The sequence below is a fragment of the Brevibacillus sp. JNUCC-41 genome (assembly GCF_014844095.1).
Lineage (GTDB): Bacteria > Bacillota > Bacilli > Bacillales > DSM-1321 > Peribacillus > Peribacillus aracenensis.
In genome coordinates, this window is the sequence record NZ_CP062163.1 from 213601 (window position 1) to 229702 (window position 16102).

The following is a 16102-nucleotide window of genomic DNA, read 5'->3' on the forward strand; positions in this document are numbered from 1 at the left end:
TTATAAGGCTTACGTATTAAGAGTTAACACATTAAAGCTTAAGTTCTCCCATACGAAGGAGTTCTATGACTGCCTGCGAACGTCCTTTAACTCCAAGCTTCTGCATCGCATTCGAAATATGGTTTCGAACTGTTTTTTCGCTAATAAACAATTCACCTGCGATTTCTTTTGTTGTTTTGTCTTGTACTAGTAACTCAAATACTTCTTTTTCTCTTTTGGTGAGTAGTGGCTTATGAGTGAATTCGTTCTCCTTCAAGTAATGTTACCCTCCTTGCCTTCACCAGCATAAAACCCGGAGTGGGTGTCTATTTAGTCAAGATATAGTATGTCGGCTGGCGCAATGGAGTGACTCTTTTACTTGTCTAAATGGAAATATTTTTAGGATTGTTCAACTCTGTATGCCACATCGATCGTTTCATCTCTTCCGTCCAAGGTACGGGCTTTCCGGTGGCCTTTGAGACTTGTACAATCGTCCCCCTGCCCGTTAAACAAATTGAACCATCTTGTTTGGTCCCCATATAATGCAAGTCCACTGAAGAATTTCCGATATGGTCAGCTTTCACATGGATTGTCAACTGATCATTGAAAAACACCTGTTTCAGGTAATCACACTGTAAATTTGCAACAACCGGCATCTCACCGCATTCAGCTGAGGCCCAATCCTTCATGAACCCCATACTGTTGAAATACTCAATCCGAGCTTCCTCAAAATAAGTAAAAGGAATCGTGTTATTCAAGTGCCCAAACATATCAGTTTCCGAAAAGCGGACCTTAATCTCATGATTAAAAGAAAAATCATTGATCCACTCCGTTATATTATCGATATATGATATTCTGCCCAACTTGTGCACACCCTTTCTGAATTGAATGACTATTCACTCATTTTATAAGAAAACAACGATAATGAAAAGGATTTTCTATTGAAGCAGGTTAATTTTATCAAGCTCACTTCATTAATCAAATGTTCACCGTTGGCTTGGGCCGCATTTACACTTTAATCCCAGTTATCAATCGTTTTTATATTGCAATCGATTCCCGACCAAGTCAGCGTGCGTAAAACAATAAAAAAAGAACCCATATCATAAGATACAGGTTCTTTCATGTTCGTTATTAAACTTCATCACTGCCGAAGAAGTTACGGAATTGTTGGATCGTAGTATCACGGTTCAACGCGGCAATTGAAGTCGTCAATGGAATGCCTTTCGGACAAGACTGCACACAGTTTTGCGAGTTACCGCAGTTTGCAAGCCCTCCATCACCCATGATCGTATTTAAACGTTCAGCTTTGTTCATTGCACCTGTTGGATGTGCATTGAATAAACGAACTTGCGATAATGGTTGTGGCCCAATGAAGTCTGAATTGCTGTTTACGTTCGGACAAGCTTCCAAACAAACACCGCAAGTCATACATTTAGATAACTCGTAAGCCCATTGGCGTTTCTTTTCTGGCATACGAGGTCCTGGTCCAAGATTGTACGTTCCATCGATAGGAATCCATGCTTTTACCTTTTTCAATGAGTCGAACATACGGCTGCGATCGACTTGCAAATCACGAACAACAGGGAATGTACGCATTGGAGCTAGACGAACTGGCTGCTCCAATTGATCGATAAGAGCTGTACATGATTGTCTTGGTTTACCATTGATAACCATTGAACAAGCACCACATACCTCTTCAAGACAGTTCATGTCCCATGCGATTGCTGTAGTGTGCTTGCCTTGTACAGTTACTGGATTACGACGAATTTCCATTAGAGCGGAAATTACGTTCATATTCGGGCGGTACGCTAATTCGAATTCCTCATCATAAGGAGCTGAATCCGGTGTATCTTGACGAGTGATTATAAAACGGACTGTTTTAGTCTCAGATTTAGTTTCAACCATTTTTTTGCTCCCCCTCTTTAGTGTTTCGTTGTGTAGTCACGTTTACGCGGTGCGATAAGTGATACATCAATATCTTCGTAGTGGAATTCAGGTGCTTGATCCAAGCCTTTGAATGTCGCCATCGTTGTTTTCATGAATTTATCATCATTACGTTCTGGGAAATCAGGTTTGTAATGAGCTCCGCGGCTTTCGTCACGGTTTAAAGCACCAATTGTGATTACACGAGCTAATTGCATCATGTTTTGAAGCTGTCTAGTGAAGGCAGCTCCTTGGTTGCTCCATTTTGCCGTGTCGTTGATGTTAATTTTCTTGTAACGTTCCATCAGCTCAAGAATCTTGTTATCCGTTTCTTTCAGCTTGTCATTGTAACGAACTACAGTAACATGCTGTGTCATCCACTCACCAAGTTCTTTGTGTAGAATATACGCGTTTTCATTACCATCAAGAGACATGACTTCATTCCATTTCTCCTGTTCTTGTTTTTCGTACCCTTCATACAATGAAGAAGGAATGGATTCTGAAGTTTTATCAAGGCCTTCAATATATTTAACGGCATTCGGTCCAGCGACTGAACCACCATAGATTGCAGAAAGAAGTGAGTTCGCACCAAGACGGTTACCGCCATGTTGTGAGTAATCACACTCACCTGCAGCGAATAAACCTTTGATGTTAGTCATTTGGTCATAATCCACCCAAAGTCCGCCCATAGAATAGTGAACGGCAGGGAAAATTTTCATTGGAACTTTACGAGGATCTTCACCCATGAATTTCTCGTAAATTTCAATGATTCCGCCAAGTTTGATATCAAGTTCTTTAGGGTCTTTATGAGAAAGATCCAGGTAAACCATGTTTTCTCCGTTAATACCAAGCTTCATGTTCATACATACGTCGAAGATTTCACGAGTCGCGATATCACGAGGTACAAGGTTACCATAAGCAGGATATTTTTCTTCAAGGAAATACCAAGGTTTTCCGTCTTTATATGTCCAGATACGTCCACCTTCACCACGAGCGGATTCACTCATTAGACGAAGCTTATCATCTCCAGGGATTGCTGTCGGGTGAATTTGAATGAACTCACCATTTGCATAATTTACACCTTGTTGATAAACGATGGATGCTGCAGATCCTGTATTGATCATTGAGTTAGTTGATTTACCGAAAATGATTCCAGGGCCGCCGCTCGCCATGATGACTGCGTCGCCAGGGAATGATTTGATTTCCATTGAAGTCAGGTTTTGAGCTACGATACCGCGTGCTGTTTGCTCATCATCGATAACAGCTCCAAGGAATTCCCAGCCTTCATATTTCGTTACAAGGCCTTCAACTTCATAACGGCGAACCTGCTCGTCCAATGCGTAAAGTAATTGCTGACCAGTTGTTGCACCAGCGAATGCTGTACGGCTATGTTGAGTACCACCGAAACGACGGAAATCAAGAAGACCTTCCGGAGTACGGTTGAACATTACACCCATACGGTCAAACATGTGGATGATCGATGGTGCTGCTTCGCACATCGCTTTAACCGGCGGTTGGTTAGCCAAGAAATCTCCGCCATAAACTGTATCGTCGAAGTGGATGTATGGAGAATCCCCTTCACCTTTTGTATTTACTGCCCCGTTAATTCCGCCTTGGGCACAAACTGAGTGAGAGCGTTTAACAGGCACTAAAGAAAATAAATCAACCTGTTGTCCCAGCTCTGCTGCTTTGATCGTAGCCATTAATCCAGCTAGACCTCCACCAACGATAACTATTTTACCTTTACCCAATTCTGTCACTCCCTTATTTCCATTAGCCAAGCTATGTTTTTCCTAATACTTATAAATGAACTCTATCTTCTTATACGAAAGCGAAAATTGCGCTAACTCCGATATAAGAAAGAAGAACGAAAACGATCAATGTAAAGTATGTCATGATTCTTTGCGATCTTGGTGAAACTGTCAGACCCCAGCTCACTGCAAATGACCATAATCCATTAGCAAAGTGGAAAATTGCTGAGATAATACCGACAATATAGAACCCGATCATGAATGGATTAGAGAAAATTTCTGCCATCATATCGAAATCAACTGTTGCCCCTAGAGCTGCTTGGACTCTAGTTTCCCAAATGTGCCAAACAAGGAAGATCAATGTTATGATTCCAGTCAAGCGTTGCAGCATGAACATCCAGTTACGGAAGAATCCAAATCTCCCCAAATTGTTTTTTGCTGTAAAGGCAATATAAATTCCGTATACAGCATGGAAAAGGATTGGTAGATAGATGACGACCCATTCAACCAAAAGCTTTACGGGCGTAAACTCAATCAAATGAACTGCCCCATTAAAAGTCTCTTCTCCCTTTGTTGCCATAAAGTTTACCGATAAATGAAAAATTAGGAATAGACCAATTGGAATTACTCCTAGAAGTGAATGAAGCCTGCGATTCCCAAACTCACGATTCTTTGCCACTAAGTGCCCCCCCTTAATTTGTGAAAAATCATGCAAAGATAATCTGGTGGCTACCTTTTATCTCCGCGTGAAAATATAGTATAGAGTCAAAAAAACTCCTCTATACTTCCTTTACAATTATGTGACATGTCCATTTTACTCCTGACTTCAATGTGCGTCAAGAAAACGGATACAAGAAATCTCTTTTTCAGAATAGATTTTATTGGTTTAAATTGTCAACTTTTAATCTATCAAGTATATATTTTGGAGAAATTACAAATTAATCTATTAATATCCCGCTATAATTTATCATTTTTTTCCATTTGTTATTTAAATAAATAAAAAACAGTATAATTTGCAAAAGAAATACGTTTATAATAGATTTACAGAAAGAGGCGATAAATTATGAAAAAAAATATTGCTGCTGCGATAGAAGAAGAGATTCAAACTGAAGAATTCAAAGTTCCAGCTTTCGGGTACGAATTAATCAGAGAAGTTCTATTGAACGATATTCTCGGAAAAGACTCTAATCAAATCCTCTATTGGGCAGGTAAACAATTAGCAAGAAAATTCCCATTGAATGGCGATCAGGAAGTTATTGAATTTTTCCAAAGTGCCGGATGGGGAAATCTGGAAATCCTGAAGTATACGAAACACGAGATGGAATTATCCCTGACGGGTGAAATAATCAGCCGCCGCCTGGACTTACACCCTGATTGTCACTTCCAGCTTGAAGCCGGTTTCCTTGCCGAGCAGTTTTCACTGCAAAAAAAATTCCTCAGCGAATCAACGGAAGAAATCAAACGCCGCGCAAAAAAAGTGATATTCACCATCCAATGGGATCCCAGAGATCCAATCTAATTAGCCCTTAAAACAGACTTACCCTTTTTACCGGAAGTCTGTTTTTTATTGGACTCCTGCACTTAAGCTAGCACATTTGCATGCTGACCAAGTTTAAATGCTTCATGAAGGGATTCAACCGCCTTCACCATTTCCTTTTCATTGACGACAGTCGAAACTTTAATTTCCGATGTGCTGACCATTTTCACCTGGATGCCTGTATTGGCCATCACTTCAAACATCTCGGCAGCCACTCCGGGATTGGATACCATACCAGATCCGACGATGGACACTTTGGCCAACCCGCTCTCCGTTTCGACCCGGTCGAATCCCAATTGTTCTTTATTATTTTCCAGCACGATCAAGGCCGCTTCCGTATCTTCACTTTTTGTGGAAAAAGATAGATTGGTCGTATCCTCGGCTGTCATGCTTTGTATGATGATGTCCACATTAATTTGGTTTTTCGCAAGTGTCGTAAAGATTGTGGATAATGCACCAAGTGATTGGGGCAAACCATAAATTGTGACCCTCGTAATACTGTCTTCAAAAGCAATGCCGCGTACAATTAAATTTTCTTCCATAGTTGCTTCCTCCTCAATGATCGTTCCTGACTCTCTCACCATGCTTGAACGGACTTCAAGCGGAATTTGATAATTTTTTGCATATTCGACTGCCCTTGGATGAAGGACGCCCGCCCCCAGGTTGGCAAGTTCCAGCATTTCATCGTAAGAAATGGATTGGAGTTTTCGCGCGCCTTTTATGTAGCGTGGATCCGTTGTGAAAACACCCGTTACATCCGTATAAATATCGCATCTATCCGCATTTAGCGCGGCGGCGATGGCAACCGCCGTCGTATCGGAACCGCCTCGCCCCAAGGTAGTGATTTCCCCATTTACGTCGTTACCTTGGAAACCGGCCACAACCACTATTTTCTTCCGTTGAAGCTGAGCTTGGATCCTTGAAGCATCGATGTTTAAAATTCGGGCATTCCCATGAACGGATTCCGTTTGCATGCCAGCCTGCCAGCCAGTATACGAAATGGCTTCATGCCCTTCTTCAATCAATGCCATCGTTAACAGGGAAATCGTTACCTGTTCCCCAGTAGTCAATAGCATATCCATTTCCCTTTTGCTCGGGTTTCCGGAAATATCACGGGCCATGGCAACCAATTGGTCCGTTGTTTTCCCCATGGCTGAAACAACGACGACTACCTCATTTCCATTCTCCGCTTCCTCGATTACCCGATTGGCAACATTTTTGATTTTTTCTACGCTACCGACGGATGTTCCGCCGAATTTTTGAACGATTAATGCCATCCTCATGCACCCTCTCTACTTTTTAGGCAATAAAAAAAGCAATGAGAAATATCTCATTGCTGTGATCACATATCCAATACTGTAAACACAGTGAGATAGCTCTCCAGGGTATAAACCCTGACAATCCGCCATTTATTAAATGTCGGACCAGGAAAACAAGGTATGAGTCTTGTCTTCCTTCGGCGTCATCCCCTTTCAAAACCTTTCATGGAAGCTCATACTTCTCCAGGTCTTTACTCTTGAATTCCGCACCTCTATCAGCACTTTTAAGTTGTCTAGTTAAAAATTCCTTTTAATCATAGCATAGTGATTTATCGGTAGCAAGATTATTCTTGTAATTTTCTAACGATTCCCTCGGCTACCCCTTTTGGCATACCAGCTTCCATGATTTCCTCGACTGTTGCCTCTTTGATTTTCTTCAATGATCCAAAATGCCTTAATAATTGCTTCCTTCTTTTTTCCCCGACTCCTGGAATATCATCAAGCTGGGAGTGAACCGCATTTTTCCCACGCAGCTGGCGATGAAAAGTAATAGCGAACCGATGCACTTCATCCTGAATTCTTTGCAATAGGTAAAATTCCTGGCTCCGAGAATCAAGAGGTACGATTTCAAGAGGATTTCCGATCATCAATTGCGATGTCCTATGCTTTTCATCCTTAATGAGGCCTGAAAGCGGAATCTCAAGGCCCAATTCATTCTCCAAAATATCCCGAACGGCTTCGACATGTCCCTTTCCGCCATCAATGATGATCAAGTCCGGAAGCGGCAGCCCTTCTTTCAATACTCGTGAATACCTTCTTCTGACCACTTCACGCATCGATTCATAATCATCAGGTCCTTGGACCGTCTTGATCTTATATTTTCGGTACTCTCTTTTTTCCGGCTTCCCATCAATGAACACGACTAAAGCGGAAACAGGGTCACTTCCCTGGATATTGGAGTTATCGAAAGCTTCAATTCGATGCGGGGTGTAGATACCCAGTTGGTTCCCGAGGTTTTCCACCGCATTGATCGTTCTTTCTTCATCCCTTTCAATCAAAGAGAATTTTTCCTGAAGGGCGATGGAGGCATTTTTATTCGCCAATTTAAGCATGTCTTTTTTCGCCCCCCTTTTGGGGTGAATCGTTTTGACCCCAAGCAGTCCTTCGGCCATTTCGGCATCCACTGATTCAGGCAGCAAGATTTCCTTTGGTTTAAAATGGTTCGTAATCTCGTAAAATTGACCGAGGAATGTAAGAAGTTCCTGTTCGGGTTCATCATAGACCGGAAAAAGTGAAACATCCCTTTCTATTAATTTACCCTGCCGAACAAAAAATACCTGTACGCACATCCAGCCTTTATCATAGGCAAACCCAAATACATCCCTGTCGATGAAATCGGTCGTCATCATTTTTTGCTTCTCCATCGTAATATCAATGTGGGCAATCTTGTCACGGAACTCCTTGGCCCTCTCGAAATCGAGCTCTTCTGATGCCACTAGCATTTTTTCAGTCAGTTCTTTTTTTATTTCAGTATGCCCGCCGTTCAAGAACCGGTTGATATCATCCACCATTTTTTTATATTCCTGTTCCTCTACTTCATATACACATGGGGCCAGGCACTGTCCAAGATGATAGTAGAGACAAACGCGATCTGGTAATGTATTGCATTTTCTTAGGGGATAGATGCGGTCGAGCAATTTTTTCGTTTCGTTAGCTGCAAATGCATTCGGATAAGGACCGAAATATTTCCCTTTGTCTTTTTTTACTTTTCGCGTAATGATTAGACGTGGGTGGCGTTCCGCAGTCAGCTTGATGAAAGGATACGTCTTATCATCCTTTAGCATGACATTATATTTTGGGTCATGTTTTTTGATTAAGTTCAACTCTAAAATAAGAGCCTCGATATTGGAAGAGGTGACGATGTATTCGAAATCCTCAATCTCATTCACGAGCCGAAATGTTTTTCCATCATGAGATCCCGTAAAATAAGACCGGACACGATTTTTCAACACCTTCGCTTTGCCTACATATATGATCGTTCCCTGACGATCCTTCATTAAATAACAACCAGGTTGATCGGGAAGAAGGGCAAGTTTATTCTTTATTTGTTGATTCATGCATTCAGCCTCCTGTTCTCCCATTTTTACAATCATTATATATCAAGATAGCGAAAAAAGCTTCAAGTCCGCAGACTTGAAGCTTTTTTTAGCTATCTTACTATTACGCGTGTTTTGCAATAAGTTCAGCAAGTGCTTCTTTAGGTTGGAAACCAACAACCTTATCAACCACTTCACCGTCTTTAAGGACGATTAATGTCGGGATGCTCATTACACCGAATTTTCCTGCTGTTTCTTGGTTTTCATCTACATCCACTTTTACGATTTTTGCTTTATCGCCAATTTCAGTATCAAGCTCTTGAAGAACTGGAGCGATCATTTTACAAGGTCCGCACCATGGAGCCCAAAAATCTACAAGAACAACACCTTCGCTAGTATCTGTTGTGAAAGTTTGGTCAGTTGCATTTACAATAGCCATATATATTTCCTCCTCAAATTTACTCAAATAACTAAAGACAGTATACCATTGTTGCTCGAATCGATGCTAATATTTTGCTTCAGTGGTAGGATGTCCAAAAAAAGAATAAATATGCAGGCCGAAGTCCTTTCCTCTTAGCCCAAAGAAAGGGGCAAGACATGTATCGGCTTATGCCAAATGCCTTGCCCCCTAATTTGTATTATTTTAAGCGTTAACTTTTAGTTTTTTGAATTCTTCCGTAAGTAATGGAACGACTTCGAAAAGGTCTCCGACAATTCCGTAATCAGCTACATTGAATATGTTAGCTTCCGGATCTTTATTGATGGCAACGATAACCTTGGAGTTGGACATACCCGCTAAATGCTGGATCGCACCGGAAATTCCGCAGGCGATATAAAGGTCAGGTGTTACGACTTTACCCGTTTGCCCGATTTGCAAAGAGTAATCGCAATAGTCCGCATCACATGCTCCGCGGGAAGCTCCTACCGCTCCGCCAAGAACTTGTGCAAGTTCCTTTAATGGTTCAAAACCATCTTCACTTTTCACGCCCCGTCCACCTGCGATGATTACTTTCGCTTCTGAAAGGTCGACCCCTTCACTAGCTTTTCTGACAACATCTTTAATGATTGTGCGTAAATCCTTAATGTCCACACTTAATGTAGAAACATCACCAGAGCGGGACTCATCTTTAGCTAATGGTTCGATATTGTTCGGACGGATTGTCGCGAAAATCACGCCATCCGTAACAATTTTCTTTTCAAATGCTTTACCAGAATATATCGGGCGGGTGAAAACGATATTTCCGCCTTCTTCTTCAATAAATGTAACGTCCGAGATCAAACCTGATTCAAGCTTTCCAGCCAATTTAGGTGCAAGGTCTTTTCCTAGGGCCGTATGTCCAAAGAAAATGCCTTCTGGCTTTTCCTGCTCGATGACGGCAAGCAAGCTTTGCGCATATCCATCTGAAGTATATTGTTTCAATTGGTCATTTTCCACTGCGACAACCCGGTCCGCGCCATACTGGATCAATTCATTCCCGAAATTTTGAACACTGTCACCAACTAAAACACCTACGATTTCCCCGCCATCTGCAGCAAGTTTAGCCGCACCGATAGCTTCAAATGATACATTTCTTAGTGAACCGTCACGAACTTCGCCCAATACAAGAAACTTTCTAGCCATTTATAAAAACCTCCTGTGCTCTATTTTTCATTTTTGTCGTGTGTATTGTTTTGAAAAGTACCGTTTAAGATTAAATCACTTTTGCTTCACTGCGTAATAATTGAACAAGTTCGCTAACTTGATCACTGATTTCTCCGTCCAATACTTTTCCAGCTTCTTTTTTAGCAGGAAGGTAAATTTCAATCGTTTTTGTTTTTGCCTCAACATCTTCTTCTTCCAGATCCAGGTCATCCAATTCCAATTCTTCAAGCGGTTTTTTCTTTGCTTTCATGATTCCTGGCAATGAAGGGTAACGCGGCTCATTAAGCCCTTGTTGAGCTGTCACCAACAATGGAAGGGATGCTTCGATCGTTTCGGAGTCCCCTTCGACATCACGGATAACGCTTACATTTCCATTTGCTATGTCCAGTTTAGTAATGGTTGTAATATAAGGAATTTCTAAAATTTCGGCAACGCGTGGCCCCACTTGACCAGAACCGCCATCGATTGCTACGTTTCCTGCAATGATTAAATCGGCATTTTTACCTTTTAAGTATTCACCTATAATTTTGGCAGTCGTGAATTGGTCGCCATTTTCTATGTCGTCTTCTATATTTATCAATACGGCTTTGTCAGCACCCATTGCCAGCGCTGTACGTAATTGCTTTTCGGCCTCTTCGGTTCCGACAGAAATAACCGTCACTTCGCCGCCTTGTGCATCACGTACCTGGATTGCTTCTTCAACCGCATACTCATCGTATGGATTAATGATGAATTCTGCTCCATCCTCATTAATTTTCCCATTGGATAGTGTAATTTTTTCTTCTGTATCAAATGTTCTTTTCAGCAGTACATAAATGTTCACGATAATACCTCCCGAATGATTTGAGTTTTGAAGATTATGAATTTTATTGATATATAGTATTGTTCTACAGATTTCATCAAAATCCTGCATAATATATAAAAATAGTTATTTATACGAAAATCATCATTTACCTTTGAATACAGCTTCCCTTTTTTCAATGAAAGCGCTGATTCCTTCTTGTGCATCAGCGGTATCGAAAGCCTGGCCAAAGAGGGCGGCTTCCCTTTCCACACCTTTATGATAGGAATCATGCTTAGAATAATTTAATAACTCAATGGCCGACTTTAAAGCCAGCGGGCTTTTCTTGGCAATTTTATTGGCTAGTTCCTTTGCTTTTGGAATCAGTTCTTCATCCATGAAGGCATGATTCGCCAATCCGCATTGCACAGCTTGCGTACCCGATATCGGTTCACTTGTAAACAGCATTTCAGCAGCCTTTGCCATGCCTACATAACGAGGAAGACGTTGGGTCCCGGCAAATCCAGGGATTAAGCCCAACTGCAGCTCAGGCAAACCAAGTTTAGCCCTTTCGGTGACCAATCGGATGTGACAGGCCATGGCCAGCTCCAACCCTCCGCCAAGCGCTGCTCCATGGATGGCTGCAATGACCGGTTTTGGAAAAGATTCGATTTTCTCAAATACAGATTGACCATTCTTGGTCAGTTTCTCGAAAGCTTTCCCGTTCTCCACTTCCGTAAACTCTTTAATGTCTGCTCCTGCAGAAAAGAATCTTCCTTCACCATGAAGAAGGACAACCCGTACGGCCTCGTCTTTCTCAATTTGATCGAAGGCCTGTGAAAGCTCTCCGATGATAGCAGAAGAAAGCGCATTTGCAGGTGCATGATCAATCGTTATAAAAGCCACATGATCTTCGACAGAAAGCTTAAGATATTCCATATCAATCCCTCCAGGCATGCTAGTCGAACTTTTTTGAAAATTCAATATGTATTACTTCCCGATAAAGGGGAAGCAGAATTAATCGATTCTTTGGAGGATGGCTGGCCATCCTCTATTTAAATATTTAACTTTTCAAGCCACAGCCGCCAATTAGCAGGCGGTGAACGTCTGGTGCAAGGTCAGGAAGAGAGTACTTTTGCTCATTCATGACCCAAGTCGTCACTGTTTCGTCAATCGTTCCAAAAATCATCTGCCTGGCAAGTAAATTATTTAAATCAGGCAGGAATTCGCCGTTCTCTTTTCCTTCAATAATGATCTGATCGATTAAGTTTAAATATCCTCTTAACACATCATTAATTCTAAGGCGCAATTCTTTATTCGACTGTCTCAATTCCAATTGAGTGACAATTGCTAAATTCACGTCTTCTGAAAGGTTTTTAAAATGTTTTTGGATGAGCACACTCAGTTTATCCGAAGCAGTGGTCTTTCCTTTTATTTCTTCTTCGATCTGTTCCACGAATGAGCCCATCTTTTCATGGAATAATGATATTAGAATATCTTCTTTATTTTTAAAATATAGATATATGGTGCCATCCGCTACGCCTGCCTGCTTGGCGATTTTGGATACTTGGGCTTGATAGTAACCGTTTTGGGCAATTACGATAACGGCCGCTTCAATAATTTGATTATACTTTGGTCTGTTGCTTTTCACTGGATGTCCCCTTTCAGAAAATGAATGAATCATCATTCATATTTCTATCATAAAATGACGTCCCTTTACTGTCAAGCAAAAACTTCTAGGGGTCCTGACATTCACTTCAGTTCATTGTACAGCCCCCATCCATAGGTTGTCCAGCCGTTCTGCAAAACACGGAGCTTTCTTCTGCTGCTCCGTTAAAAGGGGGTGCTAGTTTAAGCTTCTTTTCTTTCCTCGGATATTTTTTTCTTTTCTTCCTCGATAAGGACTCTTCTCAGGATCTTTCCTATCGTCGTTTTAGGAAGTTCATCCCTGAATTCATAGCTGCGCGGCACCTTATAGGAAGCCAGGTTCTTTCTGGCAAATTCATTCAATTCCTCTTCAGTGGCATTGGCATTTTTTTTCAGTACGACATAGGCCTTAACGGTCTCACCGCGATAGGGGTCAGGGATACCTGCCACAACCACTTCCTGTATGGCCTCATGCTCGTATAGCACCTCCTCCACCTCTCGTGGATATATATTGAATCCGCCTGCAATGATTGTATCCTTTTTCCTCTCGACCACATAAAAGAACCCCTGCTCATCCATGTAGCCCAGATCTCCTGTAAGCAGCCAGCCATTTCTAAAGGTGTTTTCCGTTTCCTCCGGACGGTTCCAATATCCTTTCATTACCTGTGGTCCTTTTATGGCAATTTCGCCTATTTCATTCGGGGGAAGCTCTTCAAAGGTTTCCAGGGACAGAATCACCGAGTCAGTATCCGGCCACGGCAGCCCAATGCTTCCTTTTACACGCGGCTGATCCCAGATGAAATTAGCATGGGTCACCGGTGAGGTTTCAGAAAGTCCATAGCCTTCAACAAGTTTCCCGCCGGTAATTTTCTCAAACTGCTCTTGAACCTCTATGGGCAATGATGCAGAACCGCTTATACAGGCATTGATGGAAGAAAGGTCATATTTAGCGATATCCGGATGGTTCAAGAGGCCGATATACATCGTGGGCGCTCCTGGAAACATGGTCGGTTTCTGTTTCTGGATGGTTTTAAGCGTCGCTAAGACATCGAACTTTGGCATGATGATCATGGTGTTTCCTTCCATGACGGAAAGAACCAAGACTGTAGTCATACCGTACACATGGAAGAAAGGCAGAATTGCAAGGATCCTTTCCTCACCGCGCTTATTTCTATAAAGCCATGCATTGCACATTTTCGTATTCGCAAGCATATTCTTATGGGTAAGCATGACCCCTTTGGGAAAGCCTGTTGTCCCACCAGTATATTGCAAAAGGGCGAGGTCATTATCCACATCGATCGGCACAGTGACTTCTTCGGTCATCTTTCGTTTCATGATTTCGGAAAATAAATGATGATTCCCTTCATGTTCCACATTGATAACAATGCCGTATTGCTTTTTTTGAATAAAAGGATAGATAAGATTTTTTGGAAAAGGTAAATATTCCTTGATAGCGGTTACAATTATATGTTCTATATCCGTTCTTGATGCCACTGCTGCAACACGGGGAAATAAAATATCCATCGCCAAAATTATTTTCGCTCCGGAATCTTTCATTTGATATTCTAATTCACGTTCAGTATAGGTTGGATTCGTTTGAACCACGACTCCGCCGGCCATCAATATCCCAAAAAAGCCTATGACACCCTGTGGGCAGTTAGGAAGCATGACGGCAACACGTTCCCCTTTTTGAAGACCGATACTTTTTAAATAGGCTGCAAACTTTAAAGCAGATTCATGCACTTCCCGGAAAGTTAATTCTTTTCCCTGGAAATGAATCGATACTTTATCGGGGAATTCTTCGGCTGATTCCTTTAAAAAAGAATAAAGAGGTTTATCTTCGTAAGACAAAACAGCGGGTATCTGTTCCGGATAAATAGCTTGCCATGGCTTATTGCTCATTTGCCCCCTCCTTCTGAATATTCTCAATACTCTTTTCATTATAATACAATCGGGATTTTCTTACAATTGCAGAATTTCAGTGTAAAAAGACCCCCTGATGAGAAAAATGCCCTATACCCCACAGGGAATATTGGATGCAACACTTAAAAAGGGAAACAAAAAAAGGAGTGGTTCTACTCCTTAGTTTTAATTCTATACCAATACTTATATTTTTCTTCAAACCCCAACTTTCCGTACAAGCTTAGAGCGGGCGCGTTTGTTTTTATCACCTGAAGATAAGCATTTTTTGCTCCATTTTCTTTACCCCAATGCAATAAATTACGAATGAGGATAGCACCATTGCCTTGGTTTCGAAAATTTTCATGGGTTATGATATTGTACAGGCCTATGTATTCGTCTTCCAAAACGCCCAGTCCACATGCTGTCACGGTTCCACCCTCATCAGTCAACAACATAAAGCATTTTTTTTGAATGATATTCCCTAACATCTTTTTCAAAATGGTTTGATCATGATCATTCATTTTACTTAGTAGGCAGAAATCATGAAACCAGTGATCATGTAAATGATCATACTTTATGACATTGATTTCATTAAGTGATTCAGTTTCTGCCAAATTCAAAACTTGGACACTTGTTGTTCCCTCCAGGACATACCCAGACTCTTCCAATACACTATCCAAGTTGTTGGGCTTTGACTGTGGAGTCATTTTGTATATTACCTTACCATTCCTAGCAAAATATAATTGTTCACAATTCAATACTTTCTTTTTCACATTTTCATTCGATAAATAGATGGGAGCGATAGAATTCGCCCGTTTCATATATCCATCCGCAAATCGGATAACCCATCCGTCATAGATTTGGGTTTGCATGGCCGGTAAAGCATTCAGCGATAATTCTTCTATCTTTTGTATCAATTGGGACTGATCCATAATCCTCCTCCTCTTTTAGAAAAGTCTATTTGACCATTATTATTATACATGCCACCACCCACTCTTTTTAATTGAACTCAAATAAAAGAAGCGGCATAATGGCCGCTTCAGTTGAAGAATGTCATATAAATGATTCCAAACAGAAAAAAGATTCCGCAACAAACAATTAGGACTTTTGCTAGTTTCTCCACAGCTTACTCCCTCTCATAAAGGGCATTAAGAAATCCCTGCGCCGATGACAAAAGATAATGCGATTGAAATGATCATCGATAGGAATCCAACTGCCCGATTATCTTTTTGTATCTCTTCATCTATTTTAAATCGAGGAGTCATAAATTCAAAAATGAAATAACCGATCAACAGAAGGACAAATCCGTATACGCCCCAGCCAATCATGGTAAGAAGCGAATTCTGATGGAGGATGGACTGTTGGAATACATAGGCGATCCCAAATATTTTACCGCCAGTTGCCATCGCGACAGAAAGGTTTCCCTGTTTGATTTCCTCCCAGTTCTTGTACTTTGTGACAAGTTCAAAAATGGCTAAAAAAACAATCATGCACAGAATAACGACACTGTAACGAGCAGCTATATATACATATTCATTTTCCCACATGTTCTCCATGGTCCAACTCCCGAATGGTAACTAGTCAC

The 16102-nt window shown here is 41.3% G+C and carries 16 protein-coding genes and 1 riboswitch; of the genes, 1 reads left to right on the forward strand and 15 read right to left on the reverse strand.

Translation table 11 applies throughout. The features are described from left to right. Nucleotides 1–31 precede the first annotated feature (31 nt). From JNUCC41_RS01050 to JNUCC41_RS01070, 5 genes are all read right to left on the reverse strand, one after another. Entirely contained in the window at nucleotides 32–256 is a 225-nt protein-coding gene (locus JNUCC41_RS01050; RefSeq protein ID WP_028392149.1) for a helix-turn-helix domain-containing protein, read from the reverse strand. Between the two features lie 106 nt (nucleotides 257–362). After that, nucleotides 363–842, reverse strand: coding sequence for an acyl-CoA thioesterase (locus JNUCC41_RS01055; protein ID WP_192205992.1), 480 nt, complete (start codon nucleotides 840–842; stop codon nucleotides 363–365). A gap of 268 nt (nucleotides 843–1110) precedes the next feature. Then, on the reverse strand, nucleotides 1111–1884 hold the full coding sequence (gene sdhB, locus JNUCC41_RS01060) for a succinate dehydrogenase iron-sulfur subunit (protein ID WP_034308984.1): 774 nt from the start codon (nucleotides 1882–1884) through the stop codon (nucleotides 1111–1113). Between the two features lie 17 nt (nucleotides 1885–1901). Further along, nucleotides 1902–3653 (reverse strand): succinate dehydrogenase flavoprotein subunit, encoded by a 1752-nt coding sequence (sdhA, locus tag JNUCC41_RS01065; protein WP_192205993.1) that lies wholly within the window; start codon nucleotides 3651–3653, stop codon nucleotides 1902–1904. A 70-nt stretch (nucleotides 3654–3723) separates the two neighbouring features. Then, the gene (locus JNUCC41_RS01070; protein ID WP_192205994.1) at nucleotides 3724–4332 is read right to left on the reverse strand and encodes a succinate dehydrogenase cytochrome b558 subunit; all 609 of its coding nucleotides are present in this window, start codon (nucleotides 4330–4332) and stop codon (nucleotides 3724–3726) included. Between the two features lie 384 nt (nucleotides 4333–4716). On the opposite strand from JNUCC41_RS01070, the gene JNUCC41_RS01075 reads away from it, so the two are divergent. Then, a complete protein-coding gene (locus JNUCC41_RS01075; RefSeq protein WP_192205995.1) occupies nucleotides 4717–5172 on the forward strand; it encodes a YslB family protein in 456 nt (151 codons plus the stop codon). A gap of 62 nt (nucleotides 5173–5234) precedes the next feature. Here the strand turns inward: JNUCC41_RS01075 and JNUCC41_RS01080 are convergent, their stop codons facing one another. From JNUCC41_RS01080 to JNUCC41_RS01125, 10 genes are all read right to left on the reverse strand, one after another. Further along, entirely contained in the window at nucleotides 5235–6467 is a 1233-nt protein-coding gene (locus tag JNUCC41_RS01080) for an aspartate kinase (protein ID WP_192205996.1), read from the reverse strand. Nucleotides 6468–6555: 88 nt separating this feature from the next. Further along, a riboswitch (Lysine riboswitch) is annotated at nucleotides 6556–6732 on the reverse strand. A 61-nt stretch (nucleotides 6733–6793) separates the two neighbouring features. Further along, nucleotides 6794–8566, reverse strand: a complete 1773-nt coding sequence (uvrC, locus tag JNUCC41_RS01085) for an excinuclease ABC subunit UvrC (protein WP_228467483.1) — start codon at nucleotides 8564–8566, stop codon at nucleotides 6794–6796. 103 nt (nucleotides 8567–8669) lie between these two features. Then, nucleotides 8670–8984: a thioredoxin gene (gene trxA, locus JNUCC41_RS01090; RefSeq protein WP_076364856.1), complete on the reverse strand. Its 315-nt coding sequence runs from the start codon at nucleotides 8982–8984 to the stop codon at nucleotides 8670–8672. 204 nt (nucleotides 8985–9188) lie between these two features. After that, nucleotides 9189–10166 (reverse strand): electron transfer flavoprotein subunit alpha/FixB family protein, encoded by a 978-nt coding sequence (locus tag JNUCC41_RS01095; protein WP_192205998.1) that lies wholly within the window; start codon nucleotides 10164–10166, stop codon nucleotides 9189–9191. Nucleotides 10167–10236: 70 nt separating this feature from the next. Beyond that, nucleotides 10237–11010: an electron transfer flavoprotein subunit beta/FixA family protein gene (locus tag JNUCC41_RS01100; protein WP_076364852.1), complete on the reverse strand. Its 774-nt coding sequence runs from the start codon at nucleotides 11008–11010 to the stop codon at nucleotides 10237–10239. Nucleotides 11011–11133: 123 nt separating this feature from the next. Further along, nucleotides 11134–11907: an enoyl-CoA hydratase gene (locus tag JNUCC41_RS01105; protein ID WP_192205999.1), complete on the reverse strand. Its 774-nt coding sequence runs from the start codon at nucleotides 11905–11907 to the stop codon at nucleotides 11134–11136. Nucleotides 11908–12031: 124 nt separating this feature from the next. Then, nucleotides 12032–12619, reverse strand: a complete 588-nt coding sequence (locus tag JNUCC41_RS01110) for a fatty acid metabolism transcriptional regulator FadR (RefSeq protein WP_192206000.1) — start codon at nucleotides 12617–12619, stop codon at nucleotides 12032–12034. A gap of 200 nt (nucleotides 12620–12819) precedes the next feature. Then, complete coding sequence (locus tag JNUCC41_RS01115) at nucleotides 12820–14517, reverse strand: AMP-binding protein (RefSeq protein WP_192206001.1); 1698 nt, start codon at nucleotides 14515–14517, stop codon at nucleotides 12820–12822. Nucleotides 14518–14690: 173 nt separating this feature from the next. Further along, the gene (locus JNUCC41_RS01120; RefSeq protein ID WP_192206002.1) at nucleotides 14691–15449 is read right to left on the reverse strand and encodes a GNAT family N-acetyltransferase; all 759 of its coding nucleotides are present in this window, start codon (nucleotides 15447–15449) and stop codon (nucleotides 14691–14693) included. Nucleotides 15450–15665: 216 nt separating this feature from the next. Beyond that, entirely contained in the window at nucleotides 15666–16073 is a 408-nt protein-coding gene (locus tag JNUCC41_RS01125; protein WP_061464317.1) for a DUF350 domain-containing protein, read from the reverse strand. Nucleotides 16074–16102: the final 29 nt, after the last annotated feature.

What these genes read in the sequence shown, in the direction of transcription:
- sdhB (WP_034308984.1), bottom strand. Translation starts at nt 1,884, where the DNA reads ATGGTTGAAACTAAATCTGAGACTAAAACAGTCCGTTTTATAATCACT.
- trxA (WP_076364856.1), bottom strand. Translation starts at nt 8,984, where the DNA reads ATGGCTATTGTAAATGCAACTGACCAAACTTTCACAACAGATACTAGC.
- uvrC (WP_228467483.1), bottom strand. Translation starts at nt 8,566, where the DNA reads ATGAATCAACAAATAAAGAATAAACTTGCCCTTCTTCCCGATCAACCT.
- JNUCC41_RS01080 (WP_192205996.1), bottom strand. Translation starts at nt 6,467, where the DNA reads ATGGCATTAATCGTTCAAAAATTCGGCGGAACATCCGTCGGTAGCGTA.
- JNUCC41_RS01120 (WP_192206002.1), bottom strand. Translation starts at nt 15,449, where the DNA reads ATGGATCAGTCCCAATTGATACAAAAGATAGAAGAATTATCGCTGAAT.
- JNUCC41_RS01075 (WP_192205995.1), top strand. Translation starts at nt 4,717, where the DNA reads ATGAAAAAAAATATTGCTGCTGCGATAGAAGAAGAGATTCAAACTGAA.
- JNUCC41_RS01125 (WP_061464317.1), bottom strand. Translation starts at nt 16,073, where the DNA reads ATGGAGAACATGTGGGAAAATGAATATGTATATATAGCTGCTCGTTAC.
- JNUCC41_RS01105 (WP_192205999.1), bottom strand. Translation starts at nt 11,907, where the DNA reads ATGGAATATCTTAAGCTTTCTGTCGAAGATCATGTGGCTTTTATAACG.
- JNUCC41_RS01095 (WP_192205998.1), bottom strand. Translation starts at nt 10,166, where the DNA reads ATGGCTAGAAAGTTTCTTGTATTGGGCGAAGTTCGTGACGGTTCACTA.
- JNUCC41_RS01115 (WP_192206001.1), bottom strand. Translation starts at nt 14,517, where the DNA reads ATGAGCAATAAGCCATGGCAAGCTATTTATCCGGAACAGATACCCGCT.